Below are 23304 nucleotides of genomic sequence, written 5' to 3'. Positions count from 1 at the left end.
ATACAAGCTAAGGTCAACATTGGTCAAACAATTCTGACCTTCTTTGCACAGTAATTTTAGTTAATCTTTAATGGAAGGTTGTGACGTAAGTCTATGTTATGCCAAAACTGTCATAAGAACCCGGCAACAATCCATCTGTACACGAATGTCGATGGAAAGCGCCAGGAAATTGATTTATGTCAAGATTGCTACCAACTCTTGAAGAACCAGCAGCAGAATAACGGTGGTCAAACACCGCGTGATGCTGGGACACCGAATGATCCATTCGGCTTTGGGAGTTTGGATGATATCTTCCGAGCAATGGGTCAAGGTGGCTCCCCTGAAGGTCAGCAGAACTTCAGTCAGGGTCCCCAGACTCAAGCTGGTGGCAATGGTGGCGGTCGCGGACCGAATGGCAACCAAGGCGGCAGTTTGTTGAGCCAATACGGTGTCAACATGACTGACTTGGCAAAACAAGGCAAGCTCGATCCTGTCATCGGACGTGATAAAGAAATCAAACGGGTCATCGAAATTCTGAACCGGCGCACCAAGAACAATCCTGTTCTGATTGGTGAAGCTGGTGTCGGAAAGACGGCGGTCGTTGAAGGTTTGGCGCAGAAAATCGCAAACGGCGATGTGCCCGCTAAACTGCAAAACCGTCAGGTCATTCGTTTAGACGTTGTTTCCCTCGTTCAAGGAACCGGCATTCGTGGCCAGTTCGAACAACGGATGCAGCAATTGATTGATGAATTAAAACAAAATAAAAACATTATCCTCTTCATTGATGAAATCCACGAAATCGTGGGCGCCGGCAATGCTGAAGGCGGTATGGACGCCGGTAACGTTTTGAAGCCGGCCCTCGCTCGTGGCGAACTCCAACTGGTTGGTGCCACGACTTCAAAAGAATATCGTGAGATTGAAAAGGATGCTGCGTTAGCTCGTCGTTTACAGCCGATTATGGTCAATGAACCTTCTGTCGACGAAACCATTCAGATTTTGAAGGGTATCGAAAAGAAGTATGAAGACTATCATCATGTCAAGTACACGCCAGAAGCCATTGATGCAGCCGCAAACCTCTCAGCTCGTTATATCCAGGATCGTTATTTACCGGATAAAGCCATCGATTTGCTCGATGAAGCTGGTTCCCGCAAGAACTTGACGATTACTGCCATCGACCCAGCTACCCTTGATAGCAAGATCGAAGACGGCGAAAAACAGAAGCAGGATGCTTTGAAGCAGGAAGACTATGAAAAAGCAGCCTACTACCGTGACCAGGTCAACAAGCTGAAAGGTATGAAGTCGTCTGATCAGCAAAAAGCTGATGAAGAAACACCGACCGTTACCGAAGGCGATATGGAAAAAATCGTTGAGGAAAAGACGGGCATCCCTGTCGGCGATATGAAGGCCAACGAACAGCAGCAGCTTAAGAATTTAGCCCCTGACCTTGAAAAACACGTCATCGGTCAAAATGAAGCCGTTGATAAAGTGGCTCGTTCGATTCGCCGGAATCGGATCGGCTTCAACAAGTCCGGTCGTCCGATTGGTTCATTCCTGTTTGTCGGACCAACTGGTGTCGGGAAAACTGAACTGGCCAAGCAGCTCGCTAAACAACTGTTTGGCAGCGAAGACTCGATGATTCGGTTTGATATGTCTGAGTACATGGAAAAGTTCAGCGTCTCGAAACTGATCGGGTCGCCGCCTGGCTATGTCGGTTATGAAGAAGCCGGCCAATTGACTGAACAAGTCCGTCGGCATCCTTATAGCCTGATCCTCTTGGATGAAATTGAAAAGGCCCATCCTGATGTCATGAACATGTTCCTGCAGATTCTCGATGATGGCCGTCTGACCGACTCGCAAGGCCGGACTGTCAGCTTCAAGGATACGATCATCATCATGACTTCCAATGCCGGCCAAGGCGATTCTGAAGCCAACGTTGGATTCGGTGCAACTGCTTCTGGCAAGTCGCATTCCGTTCTCAACCAGCTGCAGAATTACTTCAAGCCTGAATTCCTGAACCGTTTCGATGACATTATTGAATTCAAGTCCCTTTCCAAGGACAGCTTGATGAAGATCGTCAGCTTGATGCTGGACGATGTCAACGCAACGATCAAGGATCAGAACTTGACGATTCATGTCACTGAACCCGTTAAGGAGAAGTTAGTCGAACTCGGCTACAACCCTGCGATGGGCGCTCGGCCATTACGCCGTGTCATTCAGGAACAGATTGAAGACCGTGTTGCTGATTACTACCTCGATCATCCGAAGGCCAAGAAGCTCGAAGCCCGGATTACCGATGGCAAAATCACGATTACCGCACCTGAAGCACCGAAGGCTGAAAAGCCAGCTGCTTCAGCTAAGAAAACCGATAAGTAATTTCTAAATATAACGCCATGCAGAAATGCATGGCGTTTTTTGTGTCGGTTCAAGCCGCAAACTGGGCAGACGGAACAAAAGAAACTGTCTTTTCTGTCGGGCCCCTAAAATTAAAATTCGGTTAGTAAAAAGCATCTTTTTTCGTTTTCTCACGCGTTTTGGTAGCCTTTTCATAAAAAGAAACGTATACTGTAAGTAGATAAATGGAGGGGCTTTTGAGAGAGGTGAAAAGAAATGCATCTATTCGATATTACCAACAGTTATTCACGTTTAGTGAACCAGCAGTTGACCAACACCGATGCAAACTATGTCAAAGTTTATTCCCTCGGCTCGACGACCGTTGTTTATACACGGGCGGCGACGCACGATGAAATTCTACTCAAAAATGATCAACGCAATATCCGTCCCCAGGAAATCAAGGGTGTCCTCAGAGCGCTCAAGATTCCTAAGGACACAGAGATGAATGTGATCCAGGGGAATAAATTAGCTGAAATTGAAATTAGTGTTCCTGAAACCATGCAATAAAATAATACGGTGAATGCCCAAAAACATTCGCCGCGTTTTTTTATTTTGCGCTAAAATAGAGGCTAATGAACCCCTTAAAGGAATGAATAAGATGAATTTCTGGAAAATATTTAAAAAACGCCGTATCCAGGCTCAGAAAACGGCCGAAACAACCATTGCCGCGCCGCAACCGACAATGATGATGCCAGTTCCGCAAACGGCTGCTTTCACCCTCCATCTGCTTGACGCCCGTTCCGGAGCTGCGATTGCCGCCCCTCAGACCCAGCATGTGTTTGCCGGCGCTGAGCTGACAATCCCGGAACTCGCCCACTACGTCTGGGTCAAAACTTTAAAAGAAAAACCGCTTTCCGCTGATCAGCCACAGGATATCTACCTTTTCTATACACGTTTACCAGCGGCACCGGTCATCCTGTCCCATCGTGATCAGAATGGGAACCTCCTTGACCAGCCGCAATACTTATTCGGCGACTTCGGCGATGCCTTTCAGGTCAATCCGCTGAAACAGTATGCCGATCAGGAAATCCGGGTCACTCGGCCGGCCAACGGTTACTTCAGCGATTTCGTTCAGCCGATTACCTTTTATTATCAAATCGGTCCGGATGAACAGGTCGTCCACGATTATCAGGTCAAAATCCGTAAAACGAGTCCTGTTTTCCGCCAGCCTGGCCAGCCCGAAACAAAACTGCCGACCAAAGTCTACGCCGGCACATTATGGCGGGTTTATCACAGCTGCCGGTTCGACCACCGGCTCTGGTTCGACCTGGGCAGCATGTGGATCGAATCGGCCGACACCCAGAGCTACCGTACTGCGCCCACACAGCCGCGACTGCCGGAACCCCATTACCAAGTTAAAAAACGACAAAAACGGTCGACGTTCACGAATTGGGTCGCGAATCAGCCAACGTTGTGGTCAGCTCCTTACGGCGACGTTCTCCCAGCACAAGATCTGCCCCGACCCTTACGGATTCATCAAATCGTCCAGCTCGACAACAACAGTATTTGGGCCCAATTAGGCGACCACATCTGGGTCGAACGAAAATATCTCAAATCATAAAGCGTGAGCAATTGCAGGTGAGGATTAAGACTACTTAACCACAGCCAACCGCAGCTTCAAACACGTTTATACACTGCCTGGTTGAATTGCCGCCGCTTGTTTAAATAATTACGCAAAAAGTCCTGCTGAAATTTTTATTTCAGCAGGACTTTTTTTGTAGCACTGTCATTAAAGTTTCGCAGTCAGTTTCACATCGGGATACTTGCCAGTGAACCACCGCAAAGCAAAATCATTTTCAAATAAGAACATCGGATCGCCATGAATATCCTTCACCAGCAGATTCCGAGAACTCGACATATTCGGATCGAGCTGCTCAGGATCGACCCAGCGAGCGACACGGTGGCCAATCGGCGTCATGACAACTTCGGAATTGTATTCATTGAGCATCCGGAACTGGAAGACTTCGAACTGCAATTGTCCGACGGCCCCTAAGACGTAATCGCCGCTGTTATACATCGTATACAGCTGAACGGCCCCTTCTTGGACCAGCTGCTGGATACCCTTGTGATACGACTTCTGCTTCATCACGTTTTTCGGTGACACCCGAACAAAAACTTCAGGCGTAAACTGCGGTAAGGGTGGTAATTCGGCATCCTGCTTGCCACTGTAAATCGAGTCGCCGATTTGGAAATTCCCAGTATCGTACAGCCCGATGATATCGCCGGCCACAGCAGTCGAAACCTGTTCACGGCTGTCGGCCATGAACTCAGTCGAATTATTGAGCCGCATCTGTTTGCCGGTGCGATGCAAGGTGACGTCCATCCCTTTGTCGAATTCGCCGGAACAGATTCGGACAAAAGCAATTCGGTCCCGATGGTTCGGGTTCATATTGGCCTGAATCTTGAAGACAAAACCGGAAAATTCTGGGTTTGTCGGTTCGATTTCATGATCATCGACTTCATTTTTGTGTGCTTCCGGTGCCGGTGCCATCTTCAGGAAGGATTGCAAGAACGTTTTGACCCCAAAGTTGGTCAACGCACTGCCGAAGAAAATCGGCGTCTGGTCTCCATGCGCAATCTTTTCAGGATCGAACTTGTTGCCGGCCTCCATTAACAATTGGACATCATCCAGCGTCTGCTGGTAAATCGAGTCATCCGCCAATGGATTGTCACCTTCAACTTCACCCGTTTCCGGATTCAGCGGCAAGTAGGTCTTGCCATTGTATGGATGGTAAAGTTCGACACGCTGATTGGCAATATCATAGAGTCCCTTCAGACCCTTCCCCATGCCAATCGGCCAATTCATCGGGTAGCCTTCGATATTCAGCAATTCTTCCAGTTCCGTAATCAAATCTAGGGGTTCACGCCCATCACGATCCAGTTTATTCATAAAGGTGAAGATCGGGATGCCACGCATCTTGCAGACCTTGAACAATTTCTTAGTCTGCTCCTCAATTCCCTTGGCCGAATCGATGACCATGACAGCCGCATCGACGGCCATCAGCGTCCGGTAAGTATCTTCGGAGAAATCCTCATGCCCAGGTGTATCCAAAATGTTGACCCGTTTGCCTTCGAAATCGAACTGCATTACCGAACTGGTCACGGAAATCCCACGTTTCTTTTCGATTTCCATCCAGTCTGATTTGGCAAAATGGCCTGATTTCTTTCCTTTAACAGTTCCGGCTTCTCGAATCACGCCCCCATAAAGCAGCATTTGCTCCGTGATTGTTGTTTTCCCAGCATCCGGATGTGAAATAATCGCAAAGGTGCGGCGTTTATCGACGGCATCTTTTAATTCAGTTGGCTTCATTTAACTTCCTCTTTCATTTCAAAACTAAAAAAGAGGCTGAGTAACGGCGCTCAACCTCTGTCTTCTGGTGATTCGCTAGCATTATTTTAGCATAACCGCACCTAAACATGAACCTCTTCGGACTCATTGGCAGTCGTTGCTTCCGAAACCGGCGCTGCTTCTGGCAGGTGAACGGTCAAATTAACCAGTCGCGAACCCGCCATCTGACCGGTCGTCAGGCAAATGCCGTTATCGAGTTTGACTTCCAAATGCTGTCCATTCGACGGAATCACACTCAGTTTGGCCAGCATATAACCGGCAATCGTATCGACTTCATCAGCCTGCAAATCGGTGTGGAACTGCTCATTGAATTCGTCGAGCGGCATATGGCCGGCGACTAAATATTCATTGTGAGCGACCGTCTGAACCAGCGTTTCGGCCTGGTCGGTTTCATCATCGATTTCACCGACAATTTCTTCGACCAAGTCTTCAATAGTGGCCAGTCCGACAATCCCACCGTATTCATCCAGCAGGATTGCCATCTGCTGCTGCGATTTCCGCATTTCCAGCAGGAGGTCATCGATGTAAATCGTTTCCGGCACAAACATCGGCTCCTGCATGACATCGGCCAGATGCAGATTATCAAAGCCGGTTTCACGAGCTTTTTTAAGCAAATTGCGGATATGGACAATGCCGACGACTTGGTCTTTGTCGCCTTTATAAACCGGGATACGTGAGAACCGCTGGCCTAAAATCGTATCGATATTCGTTGAATCATCTGTATTCAGGTCGACCATAAACGCATCTGTACGTGGCACCATGACTTCACGGGCCATTTTTTTATTGAGGGTAATGATTCCCTCAAACATTTCGTATTCATCCTTGTCTAAGACACCGGCATCTTTGCCGGATTCAATGACTGTAATCATTTCATCACGAGTCATCGCCGGCTTTTGTTCAGTGAATTTGATTGGCGTGATCTTCATTAAAAAGTTAGTCGATACTGAAAGGAGCCATACAAAAGGACGTAACACAACGCCCACCCATTGAACGGGAACCACAGTCGCTTTAGCGACGGCTTCCGTTTTCTGGAGAGCAACTTGCTTGGGGTATAATTCTCCAAAAACCAAGGAAAAATACGATAAAATCAACGTGATGATGACTACAGCAGCTTCATGGCCCCAACTTGCATTGCCGAATAAGGGTTCCAAATACCCTGCCAAAGTTGTCGCAGCACTCGCCGATGATAAGAATCCGGCAAACGTAATCGCCACTTGGATTGTGGCTAAGAAATGACTCGAATTGCCCAATATTTTCATCAAACGCTGTGCTTTTTTATTGCCCTCTTTGGCTTGGGCTTCGGTCTGAGTCCGATTCAAGGACACCACCGCAATTTCCGCCGCCGCAAAGAAGGCATTCACCAACGTTAAAATAACAATCAAAATCAACTGTCCCCATAACGCACTTTCAGGGTCAGGCTTCATCTCTCAATCAACTCACTTTCACAATAAAATAAAATGAACCGCAGACGCAGTTCATCGTAAAACTCATTATAGCAATCCCGCCGCCGAGTGACAAGCATTAAAAATTACTTACGCCGCCGCAAACGGCTCAAACTGACCACAATTAACAGAATAATATAGAAGAAAGCCATTAAAATCACGTGAGCCCGCCAGCTGGCTGCGACAGTCGTGCCACCCAACAAGAGGTAGAAAACCACAAATAAAATAACGTTTGTCAGCAAACCGGTCATCGCCGGCAGCTTCCAAGTATCGAACAGCGTCAGTACCACAAATCCCAGACAAACGCTCACAAAGAAAGGCATGGTTACGACTCCTTCCCCTGGTGATCTAATTTATCATCGGGCGGTGTCAAGTGCGACGATTTGAGTGGTGTGCCATTACGGGCATGCTGCCGCAATTGATAAATATCATAAAGATAGCTAACCACCGTTTTCAAAACGGCATAAACTGGGATTGCCAGAATGACGCCGAACAGCCCCCACGCATTGCCCGCAACCGTCAAAAGAATCACGATTGTCAACGGATGAATATTGAGCGTCCGGCCGATGACGTTCGGATAAACCAGATTACCGTCTAATTGCTGAACGATGACCACGACGACAATCGCAAAAATGGCTTTCGGCACCGAAATTGTCAGTGCCACAATAAACGCCGGCAAAAAGCCCAGAAACGAGCCAATGTACGGAATCATCGTTGCCACACCGGATACAAATCCGAACAGGAACGCATACGGCATCCCGATAATCATATAACCGACAAACATCATACACCCGACAAACAAACACTCAATTGCCTGCCCCGCAATGTACGATGAAATCGTATCGCTCATTTTATCGAGCAAATCGGCCACATCCGTCCGGTATTTCTGCGGGAAAAACTTCTGCACATCCGGAATGATCCGATTGCCGTCTTTTAACATATAAAACAGCATGATTGGAACAACCACCGCACTCGCAACGGTCCCAGTCACCGAACCGATTACCGCCGGAATGTTGCCGGATAAATTATTCCATAAATTACCGATAATCTTGCTGGGCTGCAGATTCATCTGCTTCAAGTATTTCTGAAAATTGATCTGTTCGAACCATGGATACCGGTTATTCAATTTGCCGATCATCGTCTGCAGCCAGGCCACAAAATCAGGCAGATTGACAATCAGCTGCGTCAGCTGTGAAATCAAATTCGGGATTACCCATGCTAAAATCGCAATCAATCCGCCGAAAAAGAGTAGGAAAATCAAGCCAATCGCCCAACCTCGGCTGATTTTAAAGTGTTTGCCCAGAAAAACGATTAATGGATTGAACAAATAAAATAAAAAGCCGGCCACCAGAATCGGCCCGAATAAAACAGTAATAAAGGTGCCAATCGGTGCAAAAATAAAGTTGATTTTGGATAGGACCCAGATAGCAGTGAAAACGACTAGAATTTCTAACGACCAATACAGGACCCGTGCTTTCTGTAATTTCTTGAACGTGTGGCCCACCTCCCTTTTTTATTCTATACTAAAACTAAGTTTACGTTTGAAAGAAGGTTCAGACAATGCAGATTAAGACATCTTTAGGAATCAATTCGCCGCTCTACCATGAATCGCTGGCCATTCGTGAAGCCGTCTTCGTCAATGAACAGCACGTTCCGACGACGCTTGAGATCGACGCCGATGAGGACAAGGCCCGTTATTTCGTCGGTTATGCCGATAATGGCCGGCCAGTTGCGACTGCTCGCGTTTTACCAGTTGCAAAAAACGGCTGGCACATTCAGCGAGTGGCGGTCATTAAATCCAAACGCCACCTTGGCCTCGGTCAGGAACTCCTTGAATTTATCGAAAAAGCCGCCCGTTCGCACCATATTACCTCGTTACAGTTAGGGGCGCAGGCGCAAGCACGCGGTTTCTATGAAAAATTAGGGTATCACGTTCTGTCCGAAGACACTTTTATGGACGCCGGTATTCCCCATTATGCAATGGAAAAAGACCTAATCTAAGACGGTCTTTTTCTTTTCGCTTTCCAATAACTGATTCATGTGACGGTAAGCCCGATAGTGGAACCAGATACCGGCCAGCAGCAGGATGCCGCCTACGACCACCGAGAAAAAGGTGACCACGAGTGCGACAACATAAATCGACACACTCCGGTACGGGTCATGTTTAATCTGCTGGTAAAACTGGTCGGTCACATTTTTGGCTTTCAGTTCGGGGTGCTTGCACATATAATTGTACAGCCACACAAAGGTCAGCGAGATGAAGGCCCCGACGAGGTCATACATGACCAGCGCCGTTCTGATATCGGTTAGGTTGCCCGACTGCAGCGTCGTCGCCACCAAAGAGGTTGGGTAGGCCAGCAAAGTCACACTGAAAAGTAAAATTAAGTTTAAAACATTCAAATCCCGATTGATCAATGCAATCGTTTTGAAATAATCATGGTGAAACAGCCACAAGGTGCCGACGTAAAAATACGACACCAAGTAAGCGGCTAGAATCGGCCACTGTTTCAGCACAGCGGGCAGTAGATGTCCTGCCGTGTACGTCGGAATTTTGAAATCCAGGACTAGAATCGTAATCAGAATGGCAAACACACCATCGCTGAACGCCTGCAAACGTCCGGTCGTCAATTTGCCCATCTCCTTTAAGTCTATGAGATAACTATACCATGAGGAATCAAAACGAGTATGCCGATTGCAAGAAAGGAGTCTTTCGATGTCACTTCATCAAATCGATTTTTACAGCAATGTCCTTCAGAAAAATATGCATTTGAACTTGCTTCTGCCCCATTTGAAGACCATTCCGCAAAAGAAACCGCACTTCCCGACGCTATGGCTGCTGCATGGGCTGGGCGGCGATGAAACGAGCTGGCTCCGCAATACCGAAATCGAGACGCTGGCTGATCAGGCCGGTCTGGCCGTCGTCATGCCTGATGCCGACCGCAGCTTCTACATCAATCGGCCCGGTGCGCCCTACTGGGATTATCTGACCACCGAGATTTTTCAGACGGCCCGTGCCCTCTTTCCATTAGCCCACGATCGGAAAAATAACTTTGTCGCCGGTGATTCGATGGGTGGTTATGGGGCCCTGAAATGGGCGTTCAATCAGCCCAATCGATTTGCCGCTGTCGCTGCTTTATCGCCGGTGCTTGATTTGAAAGCCTTGAAAACTGCTCCAAATGTCGCCCTGCCTGACTTTAAGACGCTCTTTGCTGGGCGTGACCTAAAAAAAGGGCCGCTTGCCATCCCGTGGCTGGCCAAAAATAAGGTCCTCGACCTCGATGTTTATCTGGCCACCGCCGACCATGATTATTTGCGCAAACAGGCCTTGAAACTGAAGCCGGTGCTTGAAAAACGGCTTGGTGAACGTTTCACCTGGCGGGACGATCAGGGCTCGCACAACTGGACGCTCTGGAAAAAACAGCTGCCGGATGTGATCCACTGGCTGCCGCTGAACTAGTTGCCCCAATCTAGGCGAACCGTTATAATGAATTTAACTAGAATCGGGAGATGAGCGTGTGTCGAAACGGAAAGCTTTTTGGGTCTTCGTCTTTTTATTTACGATTCCCTATCTTGCAGCGTTAGGCTTGTCAGGAACTTTATATAATGCCCTCGTGCGGCATGTGGCCAGCTGGGGCCGGACAATCGCCGCAGCGGCGACAGCTGCGTTCGGGCTGCTGGCCATCAAAATTCCGCTCGAACGGCCGTTGCGAATCATTCGAACGAACGGCGGACGTTTGACGAGCCGTGTCGCGAACCTTTTCATGGTCCAAAATTCACTGCCGAAAAAAGGCATCAATTATGTGCTCGACTTTTGTCTGGTCGGAGTGGCCACTTGGGTAGTCCGGCATACATTCACCCATGATTTTGTGGTTGGTTCGCTGACCGGCTGGTTGGCAACGGTCATTTTTCTATCCGTCTGCATCGGCGTTTACCTCGATTTCGATGACCTGACGATTGACCGTGATATCGACGTTGAAAATGATTAGAAAATAAGATTTACAGTTGGTCCTTGAGCTATTTCAAGGGCCTTTTTTAATGCATTTTGCATTAGGAACGGCGCCCTAAAAGTGGTAACTTATCCTAAGAAAACGTTTTTATGGAGGGGTACATGATGATGGATATTGATCCAGATGCAGAAACAGCAATTCATACGGCCACAGTTGCCGCTGGCGGCGTAGCTTTAACACCGATTCCGTTTGCAGACAGCGTTTTATTGGCACCAATCCAGATCACAATGATTGCCGCTATTTACAAAGCCTACGACAAAGACATTGCGAACGGTGTTTTAAAAGGAATCGTCACAACGACCTTTGCATCCAGCTTCGGCAGTTCGTTAGCCGGTGAACTATTGAAGTTCATTCCTGGTCTTGGTTCAGTCGCCGGGGCCGCATTAAATACCGGTGTCGCCGTTGCAATCACAGAAGGAATCGGTTATACCGTCGCCAAATCATTTGAATCCGGCGAATCGATCGATCCAGTTGAATTGGGCGAAATCATCAAAGCCGCAATCAAATCAGCCTTGCATCAGTAAACGACAAAAGGGGCGTGACATTAGTCAGCGCCCCTTTTTAAATCCAAACTTATTTTCATAAACGTGTTCCAAAAATCGCTTTGTCACACGCCCCCTTTATCAAGCCTTGATAATTTTCTCATCAATCGTGTCCAACACACCTTCATGATTATTGTCAAAGCGAGTAACTTCAAAGTGATCGTGCGGGAAACGAGCTACCCCGTTTTTCATCACATAACCATATTTAGCCCGCTGCAGCATCTGCCGGTCATTGAGATTATCGCCGAACGCCATAATTTCGGCGGCGGTTAAATGCCAATGTTCCTCCAGCTTGGATAGGCCCAGTCCTTTATTGATGTTTGCTGGAATAATATCGATTGCGCCAAAACCGCTGGGAGTTGCCTTGACATCCGGAAAATGGGCATTGATTTCCTGAGCAATCTGTTTCGTATCGACGCCATCCCAACGCATATTGAGTTTATAGACGCCTTCTTGAAAATCACGGAGATCTTTGACAACATGCAGATTGCCATAAAAATACTTTGTCTGCGGATCATTCAGCATCGGATCATCCTGCCGCAGATAACTCCCCTCCGCCGCTGAAAGGCCAAAGGATGCTTCTGGATATTCATTTGTAACAAAGTCCAATACTTTCACCCATGTGTCACGGGGCACCTTAGCCTCAAAAATCGTCTTGCCATGTGTTCGAATCAGGCAGCCGTTTTCAGCAATAAACGTCGAAATGTCCGATTTCCCGGCAAAAATATCCTGTAAATGGCCGATCTGGTTGCCGCTGGCGATCGCAAAATGAATCTGGTGCCGGTGCAGCCAGTCGAGCTGTTGATTGAAACGGGCGACATTATAGTGGTGGTCATCGTCAAAAAAGGTCCCGTCCACATCGGCCGCAATTAGTTTTATACGCATAAGTCAATCTCTCTTCCTGTTTTGTGTAAGCTCTTACAAATCCATTATGCCATAATTAAGATTTTTTTCAATTGTACAAAAAGAGGCACCTGATCGTAATGGATCAGGTGCCTTTTGGATTCTACGCATTGCTGCAGCACTTTGCTTTGTGGGTGATAGGTCCCACATGTTTATTATAACCTTATTATCCCTGAGTTGGATTATGGAAATGACTTGGTGCGGCATCCGGCATGGCATTTAATGTCTTCATATCGTCAGCACTGATTTCAAAGTCCAGTTTAGCATTGTCAGCAATATGAGCTGGGTTGACGGCCTTTGGCAATGGCAAAACACCATTTTGAAGAACGAACCGCAACGCTAATTGGGCGACACTGACGTTGTACTTCTTCGCCATCGTTTCGAGCGCATCATTATTCAGCACACCGCCAGTTGCGAGTGGCGAATAAGCTTCGACCAGCATATCATGCTGCTTGCAATAGTCGGTGATTTTCGGTTCCGTAAAACCGATGTAATACTGAATCTGGTCGACCATCGGCTCAACACTGGCATCAGCTCGAATATTTTCCAAATCATGAACGGCAAAGTTGGAAACCCCGATTGCCTTGGCACGGCCGCCGGCATAAATTTCTTCCATGGCCTTCCAAACTTTCTTGTTTTCCTTGTCGTAATTGGCGCCAATCTTGCTCCATGGCCACGGTGCATGGATGATATAAAGATCGACGTAATCAAGGTCGAGGTTCTTCATCGTCCGATCGAAGTCTTCGAGTGCCTTTTCGTAGCTCTTCGTTTCGGCTGGCAATTTCGAGGTCACAAAAATTTCATCACGTGGAATGCCTGAATCACGAATGGCTTGACCGACACTCTTTTCGTTCCCATAGGCGAGCGCCGTATCAATATGGCGATACCCGTCGGCAAGTGCTTTGCTGACGGAATCATAAGTTTCCTGGCCTTCTGGAATCTGCCAAGTTCCAAAACCGACTTGCGGAATCTTGACCCCATTTGACAACGTGTACGTATCCGTTAAAACTGTCATAAACAAATCCCTCTTTTCTGAATTCAACCCTAGTTTAAGCCTGTTTGTAAGCGTAAGCAAGCAATGTCAATTGGGACTGTTCGGACTGGTAAAAAGTCTGTATAGTAGGCCTTGGAAGACGTCTTCTACACGTTCTAGAATCCATTCTGCACATCATAGGTCGTCTTTGGCACGCACTTCGCTTAGGCTGAATCCAGAAGGGAGTTTTCAATATGGAACTCAAAGAGCAACTCAAGAAATATCGCCAGCAAATGCAGTGGACCCAAAAAGAGCTGGCCGCTGAATTGAATGTGTCTGATAAAACGATCTCGAGCTGGGAAACCGGCCGCACCTACCCTGATGTGGAAATGCTGCTGCATCTCAGCAAGCTTTTTGCGGTGCCGCTCGAGGAATTAATGACGGGAGATGTCAAAATGGTACAAACGATTGATGAAAACGTCCGCCAGAAAAAGTGGTATCAAGGCATCCTAATCGCCCTACTCCTCCTTTTAGCCGGCAGTATCCTGTTTTTGAAAACTTATCAGTATCAGAATCAGTGGGTCGACCGCTTCAATCCATTCCTTGAAATGAAGGTTGGCTATGCCACTCTGCCGAAAAAAGTGCAGGCCCCTTACAAGAACATCTGGTCGACCGACGATTCCTTCGGCTCCGGCACACGCCTCGATTTTTATGCTGGTGAAACCGAGCCCGGCAAAAATTACGCCATGATCCAGCATAAAGGCCTCTATGTCCGGCGTGTCGCTTTAATTCCTTGGAAAACGATTCCCAGCACCTACCGCAACATCATGACCAAAAATCCAAAGCTGGCCAATGCTATGACGCCAGATGAACCGAATCATCATTGAACCGCAAAAAAGCCATCTGAATTTTTTCGGATGGCTTTTATAATTTAGCTTGAACATACGAACGAAATCAAAGATTCTTGTAACACAGTCAAACGCGTTTCAAAGAACTGACCATTTCGGTTAACTAGCTGTGGCCCGTTCTTTGGCACGCTTTATTCATAGTCATTCAGACCGGTTGCTTTGGAGAGGTACAAATCGTATTCGACCTGCTTGACCTGGTCATCCGTGACGGAATAAGATTCGACGAAATACGGATTGACCGTCCGGCCCAAATGTTCGGGTACCTTAATCTTGGCGGTTTCAAACATCGAAACGATGCGATTGAAGCTTGTCTGCAGCGGCAGTTGGGTCAGCATGTGTTCAGCGTCTTCCGTCACACTTGCAGCCTTGCTGTCGGGCAGGTCAAAGGTATGCATGCCCTGCGGCGTTTCAGCATCGGCCGGTAAAAATGAGCCGATCCAGTATTCGATCGAATACGGCGAGAAAATAATCAAATCGCTGTGATTCTTATTTGGCGACGGATTCAATGCGTCTAACGTTTTCAAATCGCCGCTGTCTTCCATATCCTGCCAGGCACTGTAAAAACTGCCGTTTGCATCGGCGGCGCCCTGTGTGAACGCCCGACCGACCATGTGCCGCTGCGGCAATTGAACTGTGGCTACTTGTTTAGCTGCCATGATAACAAAACCCCTTTCTGAAATAAAAAAGTCTGGGCTGCCCCAGACTCTCCGTTATATAGCGAAACTATGTTACGACGTGCATTTGAAACGCGTCTCAACGCGCTAACGTCTGTGCGATAGTTCTTGGTAGCGTTGGTACCATAGGTCGATATACTCTTGTGAGAACGGCCCCTTCCGATTGTTGATCCAATCAACCAGCACTCGGACATTACTCTTCAAAATGCGATCAACATCGGCAGAATAATGCCACTTCTTGCCGTGGCTTTCATACTCATCGACGTCAAGCAGCCGTTTCTCCCCGTCAGGAAAAACTTTGACATCGAGATCGTAATCAATATATTTTAATGCTTCTGCGTCCAGCGTGTAGGGCGAGGCTAAATTGCAGTAATACGAAACGCCGCCCTCACGGATCATCGCAATGATATTGAACCAATAATGCTTGTGGAAATACAGGATCGCCGGTTCACGTGTAACCCAACGACGACCGTCTGATTCAGTCACTAAAGTATGATCGTTGCACCCGATGAGCTCATGTTCGCTCGTCTTAAGGACCATCGTATCGCGCCAGGTACGGTGCAAACTCCCATCGTGTTTATAACTTTGAATCGCTACATAGTCTCCTTCTTTTGGTACTTGCATCGACCAAACCAGCTTTCCAAGTTAACAAATCATATTCATTGAATATTATAGCAGAACAAGCTGGCTTTGCCTATGGAAAAAGGACGGCTGATTTCCCGTCTCAGGCGTCTAGGAAACGGTCGCTAAATAACGTTTCATCATTTTTTTCTGGACCGTCGGCACTGGAAAACGGTCGCTTTCTGATGGAGCGACCCATTCACCGGGAAAATAACTTAGGTCGGCGTCTGACGGCAATTGCGCCGTCCATAAATCGATCGTCCACTTCAGATGCGTAAACGTGTGCCGGACGGGTTTGCCGCCCAAAGGCTTCAAATCAGCTAGCATCAAATTGTAGCTTTCTTTGAACTCAGCCTGAATCAATCGGCCCTGAGCTGCCGCATCCAACGGCTCCGTTTCGGCTAGCAGCGGGAAGGTAAACAGATCGGCCAGCACGCCTTTGTGGTCGCGCCGCTGCAGCAAAAACGCGCCTGACTCATTTTGGATGACGATTCCAACTAACGACACTGGTTTCGGCTTTTTCTGCTTCGTTTTAACTGGATAATCCATCCACGTCCCATCCGCATAACTAAGCGAATACTTCCGTAACGGGTCGTGGGCAATGTCAGGTTCCTTCGGCGTTGCAATCATGGAACCCAGGTCCATCACGGCCTGATTAAAATCACCAGGTGCAGCATCCGGCATCAGCGGCAGAATTGCAGCGGCAAAAACCTGGCGCGATTTCGGGTCGGCAATGTCGGCTTTAATCTCAAATAAACGGCTGAAAACTCGAAACGCATTGCCGTCAATCGCTGGAATTTTTTCATTGAAGCTGATACTGGCAATTGCAGCGGCGGTATATGGCCCCACACCGGCTAGATTCTGCAATTCTTTGGCCGTTGTCGGCCACTCGCCGTTATAATCCTGAACGATTTGACGAGCAGCCTTCTGCAAGTTACGGGCCCGTGAATAATAGCCCAGTCCTTCCCAAGCCTTCATCAGCTGGTCTTCAGGGGCATTGGCCAGATCCTGCACCGTCGGAAATAATTTTAAAAATTTTTCATAATACGGAATAACGGTATCCACTCGTGTCTGCTGGAGCATAATTTCCGATAACCAGACATGGTACGGCTCCTGGTCCCGCCGCCAAGGCAAATCACGTTTGTGGGTTTGATACCAATTACGAAAATCAGTTTGGAACGCATTCACATCAATTGTCATTTTGGTCTTCCTTTTGTGCTAAAAACGAGTTAATATCACCTAACGTAAAACCTTTTCGATACAAAGCCTGTTTAATTTTCTGGTCCCGTTCGCGACCTTCATAACGCCGTGCATAACGGCGATACACTTTCTCGCCTTCCGTTGCCAGTGCCGAATCTTCAGCGTTTTCATCACGTTCCAAGTCCAGTTTTTCCATAATGGCAGTAGCGTCATCACCGGAAAAGCCATTGGTCATCAGACCCTGTTTGACCCGCCGTTTCTGATCGACAAACGAACGCCGATGGTAGCGTTTGGCCAGTTTTTGTGCCAGTTTGAGGCCATTTTCACGCCGTTTATCGGATTGAAACTCCTGCATCGCAGCGTCGATTACATCGTCTTTGACGCCCTTTTCACGGAGCTTACGCCGGATGACAGTCGGTCCTTTGGTACTCGTGTTGGCGGCGGTACGGACATAACTCTTGGCATAATGCAGGTCGTCGACATAGCCCATTTCTGCTAACTGATAGAGAATCTGTTTCTGATAAGCTGGACTGACTTCGTGGTCACGGAGATACTTCTGAATTTCCCAACGTGTCCGCAGCTGATGTTCCAAATAATGCAAAGCCAGCTGGTAAGCACGGCTGAAGTGATCGGCATCCTCAAGCTGCTTGCGCAGTTCCGGCGTCACTTCAAGGCCTTTTGCCAGCCGGTAACGAATCAGGACGGATTCTCCGACCGAAAACGCATATTCGTCATCGACAAAGATGTTATAACGCCCTTTTTGTTTCTGGGTCGTGATTTTTGTGATTTCTGATTTTGTCATTTTTGCCTTTCTCTTTGTAAAGCGTTTCATGTTATAATTTACGCAACAGGAGGTTGTCATGCAACTTGAATCCTACTTTTTGGATAAATCGGCCTTTCAACGGCTGCAGATTTTTAAGTATATGAGTGCCGCACTTCCGAAACGCGTTTCCATCAATGAAGTCAGTCAGGAAACGGGACTGAGCTATCAGCAGGCTTACCGCAGCTTTCATGATCTTTTATTAGACCTGAAACGCTGCCAGCCTAATCTGGCCGACTCAGATGAATTTACCGTTCTGGCGGCAAACGTTTCCTCTGATAATTATCGGCTGGACCTGCTTCAGCATTCGGCGGCCTATGCCTTCTTTAATACGGCCTTTCAAGATGGAAAAGTCGACGTCGAAGCCTTCTGCAACCAGTATGCGATCAGCCAGTCGACCTTGCGCCGCCGCATCAAGCCATTTGGGGATTATTTGGCGGCCCATCATCTTAAAATTTCGCTGGCCAAACCGGAATTGCAGGGCGATGAGTCCTTGATTCGGCTGATGATTGTCATTTTTTATTTGTTAGTTTATCATGGCAACGGCTGGGCCCTTGACCACATTTCCGAAGCACGTGGGGAAGAACTGTACCAGCATTCGCTTGGCAACCCGTTTGACAAAGACCCGCACAACTTGGCGAAACATCGGGAAGATGTTTCACTAATCGCCGTTCAAGCGCAGCGAATCAAGCAAGGCCATCTGATTACTGATGATTCCCGCTTGAAACTGATTGCACCAAATCATTATCCGCATGATACCTTTTTCAAAGCGGCTTTTCCAACGCTGACACCGGAAGATTGGCGCCGGGAATTTGAATACTACTGTTTTGCACAGTTCTTCTTCATTTCACTGCACCCTGGCAATACTGACGGCGAACAGAAAATGATCGATCGCCTCAACGAGACACCGAATCCGGTTCGGGTTTTCTGTACCGATATGATGGCTTATTTCTGGGCCGCAGTGCCGGCCAGTGCGGCCCTGCGTGAGCAATCCTCTTTGATGCGCAATCTGTACCAAACCGTCTATGCGCATTATGCGCTCCATGGCGACATGGTGCGGCGGCTGGACTTCTTGGAAGATCAGCGGGCCGAAGATCGGATTGTGGCCGAAGTCGACCAATTTATTGACCACCTTGAGCCTGACAGTCCGGCCTCCGTCTTCAAACATTATCCGACGCTGCCCAGCAGCATTGCCTACATCGTATGGCCGTATTTGAGCCGGCTTGACCCAAGCGACCATTTGACGGTCCGGGTCATCATGGAAAGTGAATCGCTGCCGTATCGGGATTTGCTGATTTTCCTCCGTGATGTCTCATTCATCGACATTGTGCCGACAAATGACCTGAAAACACATGCCGAAGTTGTCATCAGTTCTTTTTCACGTTTGGATGCGAAACTGCTGTTATCTGAAGACGCCAAACAAAACTTCGCCGACCTTGGTCATTTTCTTTACTGGCCGCTGGAAGCAACGGATACCGAATTTTTAAGCTTGTATATGCAGCTCCGTCACATTTACGACGATAAGCAGATTCAGCAATTGACGAAAAAAGACTGAACCAAAAAATTGGTTACAGTCTTTTTTAATGAATCGGTCGGATACGGTACCCGTAGAAATATTTGGCGCCTAGATAGAAGAGCGCAAATACAACAATCACGCCATAAACCCACGCCGGCGTGTGCTTCATATAAATGAACAGCAAAGCCACCATCATGGCCAGCAAGCCCATGTAAACCAGTTCGACTTCGGGATTGGATTCAATCCGCAGCGGTGACTGTGAATTCAATGGCACCTTGCCGGAACGTCCGATTCCGACCCGATAAGTCACATTCTGCATCGTTTTCGGATCCAGTTCGTAACTTTCGCCTGACTTTAAAGTCGTTAAGACTTTTTTATTTTCATACAGAGTCACTTTCGCATTGCGAGCACGACTCGAAAAAGATATCGTTAGCAAATTTTTCACCTCGCGTTAATTATACCGTTTCCACTCCTTTGACGCGACCTTTTTTAGAAATCATTCCATTCTCAGAAAACGAGGTCATTTATTTATGAAACCAGTTCAATCTACGGTCCACGTCGGCCAGCGTCTGCCCCTTTCAATCAAACGGCTCGGCATCAATGGCGAAGGAATCGGTTATTATCAGCATAAAATCGTTTTTGTGCCTGGCGCCCTGCCGCATGAGGAAATCGTTGCTGAAATCACCGATGTTGCGGAACGATTCCTGCGGGGCAAAGTCCACCGCATCCGTAAAGCCAGCAAGGAACGCGTCCAGCCACGTAATTCAGAATTCGGCCAAGTCGGCGGCATCGAACTCGAAGATTTAGCCTACCCAGCCCAATTACGATTCAAACGGGACGTCATTATTCAAGCCCTGCAGAAATTCCGGCCTGACCATTACGGCGATATCAAAATTCTGCCAACCATGGGCATGGATGACCCATACGGCTACCGGAACAAAGCGCAGTTTCAAGTCCGTGAACAAGACGGCCATCTCAGCGCCGGCTTATATAAGGAACATAGCCATGACCTCGTCGACCTGCCGTCGTTTGCGACCCAGATGCCAGGCACACTCCATGTGATTCGGACCTTGCTGCCGATTCTGACTGACTTGGGGATGCCAATCTATAACGAACAGGCACACAGCGGTATTTTAAAAACTTTAGTCGTGCGGGAATCACAAGCCACTGGCGAACTCCAGCTGACCTTCATTACCAATTCGAAAAAGCTGCCCCGTAAACGGGATTTGCTGGCCGCCATCCATGCACAACTGCCACAAGTCGTTTCCGTCCTTCAGAATTTCAATCCTGGTGAAACCTCACTCATTTGGGGGACCGAAACCAAATTGCTGGCCGGCAAGGAAACAATTACCGAAAAATTAAACGGCATTACCTTCGAACTATCAGCACGTGCCTTCTTCCAGATGAATCCAGCTCAGACCGCCCGTCTCTACGAACTGGTCAGCGATGCACTCGATCTGACGCCGGATGAAAATCTGGTCGACGCTTATTGCGGAGTCGGCACGATCGGCCTCAGCCTGGCGCATGACGCTAAAGAAGTACGGGGAATGGATACAACGCCAGAGTCAATCGCCGATGCGCAGAAAAACGCCCAGCTGAACGGCGTTCTGAATGCCCGTTATGAAGTCGGCAGCGCCGAAGTCCTGCTGCCGCAATGGCTCAAAGAAGGTTTCCAAATGGATGCTTTGGTCGTCGATCCGCCCCGTACTGGGCTCGATCGTTCTTTAATCGACACCATTTTAAAATCGCAGCCTCGTAAATTTGTGTACGTTTCCTGCAACCCTTCCACATTGGCGCGTGACCTCGTCCAGCTCTCACAGGATTATCGAGTCGACTTTATTCAGCCAATCGATATGTTCCCTCAGACAGCTCGTGTCGAAGCCTTAGTTAAATTAGTGCACAAATAGCAATCAAAAAGGATCGGAATGTTATTCCGATCCTTTTTGATTGACGTCATTCCATGAATCATTCAAATCATTCAGTCCTTGCAGAAAACGAGTCACGGTCGCAAGTTCCTCTTTACTGAACTGATTCATATATTTTTTTGTGGCCACATCCTGAACCTGATGATAATGTGCATGGGCGGCGGCAACTTCTTTTCCAAATGGCGTCAACCGGAGATACGTATCCCGACGGTTATCAGGCTGATGATATTTTTCCAATAACTTTTGTTTCGTCAGCCGGGTCACCAGTTTTGAAATGGCCCCCTGCGTCAAATCCAGTTGGGAAACTAAATCGGCACCACGTTGTTCTTCCGGCTGGTCTAAAGCCGTTAAAACATGCAGTTCATTCACCGACAGTTTCGTCATCGCCTGCCGCTGTGAGTCGGTCAGTTGCGGTGCTGTCTTTGCAAGGGCTGTAAACGCAGATTGATTCAAACGATGATTGCGATAACGATGCAATTCTTGACGTAAATTTTTTTTGACATTTTTCATTTTATATTCCTCGGAATTTAATTTGACAAATCATTAAAAGGTAGTATTCTGATTATATATTCCAAGGAAGAAATAATCAATGAAAGCTCAGATAACTATGAAAACTGTAATCATTTTTGACCATCCCTATACCATGGCTGCCAGCAACAACATTCCCCATTTTCGGAGCTATAGTGCTGCTTTGGCCAAACACACCCAAGAATTTCTCGAAGCCAATGGCGATTCTGTCGATGTGATCGACCTTGACGCCGACCAGTTCGACCCCGTCATGCATCAGGAGGACCTGACCAATTGGCGGATGCGCCGTTCAATCAGTCCCCAAGCCGATGATTATTACGAGCGCATCAATAACGCCGACCGTCTCATCTTCATTTTCCCCGTTTGGTGGGAATTGATGCCGGCGATGATGAAGGGATTCATCGATAAAGTCTTTGCAAAGGGAAAACTCGTTTCGACCCATCCCAAAGTTTTATTGGCCAAACGTCCGCAGATCGACGTCTTTACGGTCGCAGGCACCCCGACGCCGCTTTACAAACTGTATTTCCGCCAGCCAGTCGTCAACGCTCTCTATCGGGGCACCTTCAAAAAGCTGGGCATGAAACACTTCAAATGGCTTAATTTCACGCCCGAACGCCAGTCAGAAGCTAAACGGATTGCTAGTTTGAAACGAGTTGATAAAGTACTGCAAGCGAAGTGATTTTGTAATGTGCTGGCTGCAGTATTTACTTAAACGCGTTCGAAGACACCGACAATTGCGGTTAACTTACTTTGACCACAATCCTCAAGACCAAGGATTTGTGGTCAAAGTTCCGTTAATCCTTATCGTCACCCCGTGCCTTCTCACGCTCTAACAGTTTCCTTCCCATTCATTTTTAAATTCTTTAAGGAAGTCCTGCATATATTTTTGCCGGTGCGCGCCGATTTGCTTGGCAGTGGGCGTGTTGAGCTGGTCGACGAGTTTCAGCAGTTTTTCCTGAAAATGGTTGATGACGGTCGACTGGCTGCGATACATTTCCTTGGTCATGTGCATGCGGGGTTTGATTTCAGGGTCATAGATTGGGTCGCCATGGTGCCCGCCATAATAAAAGGCACGCCCGATTCCGACGGCACCAATCGCATCGAGCCGATCGGCATCCTGAACGATCTGCCCTTCTAACGACAGGAGATAATGATGTTCGAGATTGTCGGAAAAGGACATATGCTGAATAATATCCAGAATATCGGCCTGTTTGCCAGCAGGGACATGCTTCTGATCGAGCCACTCCCGAACACGTTCTTGGGCCGTTTTCACGTCATCGTTCAGTTTGTCGTCCGCCATGTCGTGGAGATAGGCAGCCATGTTGACGACAAAAAAGTCGATTTTGTTCGCATCGGCCTCATTGGTGGCAATGACTTTGGCCATTGTCACCACTCTTTGAATATGCTGGTAATCATGACCGCTCCGGTCGCTGCCTAATTTTTCGTGGACCAATTCGGCCGTTTCGGTGACAATTTGTTCCTCTTGTAAACTCATTTCCATCTTATCCGCCCCTTATGTAGTGATT

General features: G+C 47.8%; 25 protein-coding genes. 11 read left to right on the top strand and 14 right to left on the bottom strand.

Translation table 11 applies throughout. The features are described 5' to 3' along the window. Positions 1–93: 93 nt before the first annotated feature. From IV40_RS05490 to IV40_RS05480, 3 genes are all read left to right on the top strand, one after another. Positions 94–2352 (top strand): ATP-dependent Clp protease ATP-binding subunit, encoded by a 2259-nt coding sequence (locus IV40_RS05490; RefSeq protein ID WP_057769378.1) that lies wholly within the window; start codon positions 94–96, stop codon positions 2350–2352. Positions 2353–2586: 234 nt separating this feature from the next. Next, complete coding sequence (locus IV40_RS05485) at positions 2587–2877, top strand: DUF1827 family protein (RefSeq protein ID WP_057769377.1); 291 nt, start codon at positions 2587–2589, stop codon at positions 2875–2877. 91 nt (positions 2878–2968) lie between these two features. After that, positions 2969–3931 carry a MucBP domain-containing protein gene (locus IV40_RS05480; RefSeq protein ID WP_057769376.1) on the top strand — a complete coding sequence of 321 codons (963 nt, stop codon included), beginning with the start codon at positions 2969–2971 and terminating at the stop codon, positions 3929–3931. Between the two features lie 168 nt (positions 3932–4099). On the opposite strand, the gene IV40_RS05475 is transcribed toward IV40_RS05480, so the two are convergent. The 4 genes from IV40_RS05475 to IV40_RS05460 all read right to left on the bottom strand — a co-directional run bounded on the left by IV40_RS05475 (position 4100) and on the right by IV40_RS05460 (position 8665). Continuing rightward, entirely contained in the window at positions 4100–5680 is a 1581-nt protein-coding gene (locus tag IV40_RS05475) for a peptide chain release factor 3 (RefSeq protein ID WP_057769375.1), read from the bottom strand. A gap of 101 nt (positions 5681–5781) precedes the next feature. After that, a complete protein-coding gene (locus IV40_RS05470) occupies positions 5782–7143 on the bottom strand; it encodes a hemolysin family protein (RefSeq protein ID WP_057769374.1) in 1362 nt (453 codons plus the stop codon). A 104-nt stretch (positions 7144–7247) separates the two neighbouring features. Beyond that, entirely contained in the window at positions 7248–7484 is a 237-nt protein-coding gene (locus IV40_RS05465) for a hypothetical protein (protein WP_057769373.1), read from the bottom strand. A gap of 2 nt (positions 7485–7486) precedes the next feature. After that, positions 7487–8665 (bottom strand): AI-2E family transporter, encoded by a 1179-nt coding sequence (locus IV40_RS05460; protein WP_057769372.1) that lies wholly within the window; start codon positions 8663–8665, stop codon positions 7487–7489. Positions 8666–8721: 56 nt separating this feature from the next. Between IV40_RS05460 and IV40_RS05455 the strand changes: the two genes are divergently transcribed. After that, on the top strand, positions 8722–9162 hold the full coding sequence (locus IV40_RS05455) for a GNAT family N-acetyltransferase (protein WP_057769371.1): 441 nt from the start codon (positions 8722–8724) through the stop codon (positions 9160–9162). Here the strand turns inward: IV40_RS05455 and IV40_RS05450 are convergent. Next, positions 9154–9789 (bottom strand): TMEM175 family protein, encoded by a 636-nt coding sequence (locus IV40_RS05450; protein WP_156404240.1) that lies wholly within the window; start codon positions 9787–9789, stop codon positions 9154–9156. The two genes, IV40_RS05455 and IV40_RS05450, sit on opposite strands and share 9 nt — an antisense overlap. 85 nt (positions 9790–9874) lie before the next feature. Here IV40_RS05450 and IV40_RS05445 point away from each other — a divergent pair, with 85 nt between their 5' ends. The 3 genes from IV40_RS05445 (at position 9875) to IV40_RS05435 (ending at position 11692) form a co-directional block, all read left to right on the top strand. Then, positions 9875–10618: an alpha/beta hydrolase gene (locus IV40_RS05445; RefSeq protein WP_057769369.1), complete on the top strand. Its 744-nt coding sequence runs from the start codon at positions 9875–9877 to the stop codon at positions 10616–10618. A gap of 58 nt (positions 10619–10676) precedes the next feature. Next, positions 10677–11147 carry a hypothetical protein gene (locus tag IV40_RS05440; RefSeq protein WP_057769368.1) on the top strand — a complete coding sequence of 157 codons (471 nt, stop codon included), beginning with the start codon at positions 10677–10679 and terminating at the stop codon, positions 11145–11147. Positions 11148–11272: 125 nt separating this feature from the next. Then, positions 11273–11692: a YcjF family protein gene (locus IV40_RS05435; protein WP_236698027.1), complete on the top strand. Its 420-nt coding sequence runs from the start codon at positions 11273–11275 to the stop codon at positions 11690–11692. A 99-nt stretch (positions 11693–11791) separates the two neighbouring features. Here the strand turns inward: IV40_RS05435 and IV40_RS05430 are convergent, their stop codons facing one another. Both IV40_RS05430 and IV40_RS05425 read right to left on the bottom strand, forming a co-directional pair. Then, on the bottom strand, positions 11792–12595 hold the full coding sequence (locus tag IV40_RS05430) for an HAD-IIB family hydrolase (RefSeq protein ID WP_057769367.1): 804 nt from the start codon (positions 12593–12595) through the stop codon (positions 11792–11794). 184 nt (positions 12596–12779) lie between these two features. Further along, a complete protein-coding gene (locus IV40_RS05425; protein WP_057769366.1) occupies positions 12780–13628 on the bottom strand; it encodes an aldo/keto reductase in 849 nt (282 codons plus the stop codon). Positions 13629–13840: 212 nt separating this feature from the next. Between IV40_RS05425 and IV40_RS05420 the strand changes: the two genes are divergently transcribed. Continuing rightward, positions 13841–14473 (top strand): helix-turn-helix transcriptional regulator, encoded by a 633-nt coding sequence (locus IV40_RS05420; protein WP_057769365.1) that lies wholly within the window; start codon positions 13841–13843, stop codon positions 14471–14473. Between the two features lie 152 nt (positions 14474–14625). Here IV40_RS05420 and IV40_RS05415 read toward each other — a convergent pair whose 3' ends face one another. From IV40_RS05415 to recX, 4 genes are all read right to left on the bottom strand, one after another. After that, positions 14626–15150, bottom strand: coding sequence for a hypothetical protein (locus tag IV40_RS05415; RefSeq protein WP_057769364.1), 525 nt, complete (start codon positions 15148–15150; stop codon positions 14626–14628). A 105-nt stretch (positions 15151–15255) separates the two neighbouring features. Then, positions 15256–15792, bottom strand: coding sequence for a nucleoside tri-diphosphate phosphatase (ntdP, locus tag IV40_RS05410; RefSeq protein WP_057769363.1), 537 nt, complete (start codon positions 15790–15792; stop codon positions 15256–15258). Between the two features lie 108 nt (positions 15793–15900). Beyond that, positions 15901–16989: an A/G-specific adenine glycosylase gene (gene mutY / locus IV40_RS05405; protein WP_057769362.1), complete on the bottom strand. Its 1089-nt coding sequence runs from the start codon at positions 16987–16989 to the stop codon at positions 15901–15903. Continuing rightward, positions 16979–17791 (bottom strand): recombination regulator RecX, encoded by an 813-nt coding sequence (recX, locus tag IV40_RS05400; RefSeq protein WP_057769361.1) that lies wholly within the window; start codon positions 17789–17791, stop codon positions 16979–16981. The genes mutY and recX overlap by 11 nt, the downstream gene beginning before the upstream one ends. Positions 17792–17849: 58 nt before the next feature. Between recX and IV40_RS05395 the strand changes: the two genes are divergently transcribed. Next, entirely contained in the window at positions 17850–19364 is a 1515-nt protein-coding gene (locus IV40_RS05395) for a helix-turn-helix domain-containing protein (protein WP_057769360.1), read from the top strand. A 25-nt stretch (positions 19365–19389) separates the two neighbouring features. Here the strand turns inward: IV40_RS05395 and IV40_RS05390 are convergent, their stop codons facing one another. After that, positions 19390–19761 (bottom strand): hypothetical protein, encoded by a 372-nt coding sequence (locus tag IV40_RS05390; RefSeq protein ID WP_156404239.1) that lies wholly within the window; start codon positions 19759–19761, stop codon positions 19390–19392. A gap of 94 nt (positions 19762–19855) precedes the next feature. Between IV40_RS05390 and rlmD the strand changes: the two genes are divergently transcribed. Further along, positions 19856–21232, top strand: a complete 1377-nt coding sequence (gene rlmD, locus IV40_RS05385) for a 23S rRNA (uracil(1939)-C(5))-methyltransferase RlmD (protein WP_057769358.1) — start codon at positions 19856–19858, stop codon at positions 21230–21232. Between the two features lie 21 nt (positions 21233–21253). On the opposite strand, the gene IV40_RS05380 is transcribed toward rlmD, so the two are convergent. Then, complete coding sequence (locus IV40_RS05380; protein WP_057769357.1) at positions 21254–21760, bottom strand: MarR family winged helix-turn-helix transcriptional regulator; 507 nt, start codon at positions 21758–21760, stop codon at positions 21254–21256. 97 nt (positions 21761–21857) lie between these two features. Between IV40_RS05380 and IV40_RS05375 the strand changes: the two genes are divergently transcribed. After that, entirely contained in the window at positions 21858–22457 is a 600-nt protein-coding gene (locus IV40_RS05375) for an NAD(P)H-dependent oxidoreductase (RefSeq protein WP_057769480.1), read from the top strand. Between the two features lie 150 nt (positions 22458–22607). Here the strand turns inward: IV40_RS05375 and IV40_RS05370 are convergent, their stop codons facing one another. After that, positions 22608–23273 (bottom strand): HD domain-containing protein, encoded by a 666-nt coding sequence (locus IV40_RS05370; protein WP_057769479.1) that lies wholly within the window; start codon positions 23271–23273, stop codon positions 22608–22610. Positions 23274–23304 lie beyond the last annotated feature (31 nt).

The sequence above is a fragment of the Lactobacillus selangorensis genome (assembly GCF_001437205.1).
In the GTDB taxonomy this organism is placed as follows: Bacteria; Bacillota; Bacilli; order Lactobacillales; family Lactobacillaceae; genus Paralactobacillus; species Paralactobacillus selangorensis.
Note: the sequence above shows the minus strand (reverse complement) of the source record. Positions and strands in the feature narration are given on the sequence as shown.

Excerpts from the sequence above, each read along its gene's own strand:
- IV40_RS05475 (WP_057769375.1), bottom strand. The coding sequence starts at position 5,680 with ATGAAGCCAACTGAATTAAAAGATGCCGTCGATAAACGCCGCACCTTT.
- IV40_RS05415 (WP_057769364.1), bottom strand. The coding sequence starts at position 15,150 with ATGGCAGCTAAACAAGTAGCCACAGTTCAATTGCCGCAGCGGCACATG.
- IV40_RS05490 (WP_057769378.1), top strand. The coding sequence starts at position 94 with ATGTTATGCCAAAACTGTCATAAGAACCCGGCAACAATCCATCTGTAC.
- IV40_RS05420 (WP_057769365.1), top strand. The coding sequence starts at position 13,841 with ATGGAACTCAAAGAGCAACTCAAGAAATATCGCCAGCAAATGCAGTGG.
- rlmD (WP_057769358.1), top strand. The coding sequence starts at position 19,856 with ATGAAACCAGTTCAATCTACGGTCCACGTCGGCCAGCGTCTGCCCCTT.
- IV40_RS05480 (WP_057769376.1), top strand. The coding sequence starts at position 2,969 with ATGAATTTCTGGAAAATATTTAAAAAACGCCGTATCCAGGCTCAGAAA.
- IV40_RS05370 (WP_057769479.1), bottom strand. The coding sequence starts at position 23,273 with ATGAGTTTACAAGAGGAACAAATTGTCACCGAAACGGCCGAATTGGTC.
- IV40_RS05465 (WP_057769373.1), bottom strand. The coding sequence starts at position 7,484 with ATGCCTTTCTTTGTGAGCGTTTGTCTGGGATTTGTGGTACTGACGCTG.
- IV40_RS05485 (WP_057769377.1), top strand. The coding sequence starts at position 2,587 with ATGCATCTATTCGATATTACCAACAGTTATTCACGTTTAGTGAACCAG.
- IV40_RS05375 (WP_057769480.1), top strand. The coding sequence starts at position 21,858 with ATGAAAACTGTAATCATTTTTGACCATCCCTATACCATGGCTGCCAGC.
- ntdP (WP_057769363.1), bottom strand. The coding sequence starts at position 15,792 with ATGCAAGTACCAAAAGAAGGAGACTATGTAGCGATTCAAAGTTATAAA.
- IV40_RS05435 (WP_236698027.1), top strand. The coding sequence starts at position 11,273 with ATGATGGATATTGATCCAGATGCAGAAACAGCAATTCATACGGCCACA.
- IV40_RS05425 (WP_057769366.1), bottom strand. The coding sequence starts at position 13,628 with ATGACAGTTTTAACGGATACGTACACGTTGTCAAATGGGGTCAAGATT.
- IV40_RS05445 (WP_057769369.1), top strand. The coding sequence starts at position 9,875 with ATGTCACTTCATCAAATCGATTTTTACAGCAATGTCCTTCAGAAAAAT.
- mutY (WP_057769362.1), bottom strand. The coding sequence starts at position 16,989 with ATGACAATTGATGTGAATGCGTTCCAAACTGATTTTCGTAATTGGTAT.
- IV40_RS05430 (WP_057769367.1), bottom strand. The coding sequence starts at position 12,595 with ATGCGTATAAAACTAATTGCGGCCGATGTGGACGGGACCTTTTTTGAC.
- IV40_RS05470 (WP_057769374.1), bottom strand. The coding sequence starts at position 7,143 with ATGAAGCCTGACCCTGAAAGTGCGTTATGGGGACAGTTGATTTTGATT.
- IV40_RS05455 (WP_057769371.1), top strand. The coding sequence starts at position 8,722 with ATGCAGATTAAGACATCTTTAGGAATCAATTCGCCGCTCTACCATGAA.
- IV40_RS05395 (WP_057769360.1), top strand. The coding sequence starts at position 17,850 with ATGCAACTTGAATCCTACTTTTTGGATAAATCGGCCTTTCAACGGCTG.
- IV40_RS05380 (WP_057769357.1), bottom strand. The coding sequence starts at position 21,760 with ATGAAAAATGTCAAAAAAAATTTACGTCAAGAATTGCATCGTTATCGC.
- recX (WP_057769361.1), bottom strand. The coding sequence starts at position 17,791 with ATGACAAAATCAGAAATCACAAAAATCACGACCCAGAAACAAAAAGGG.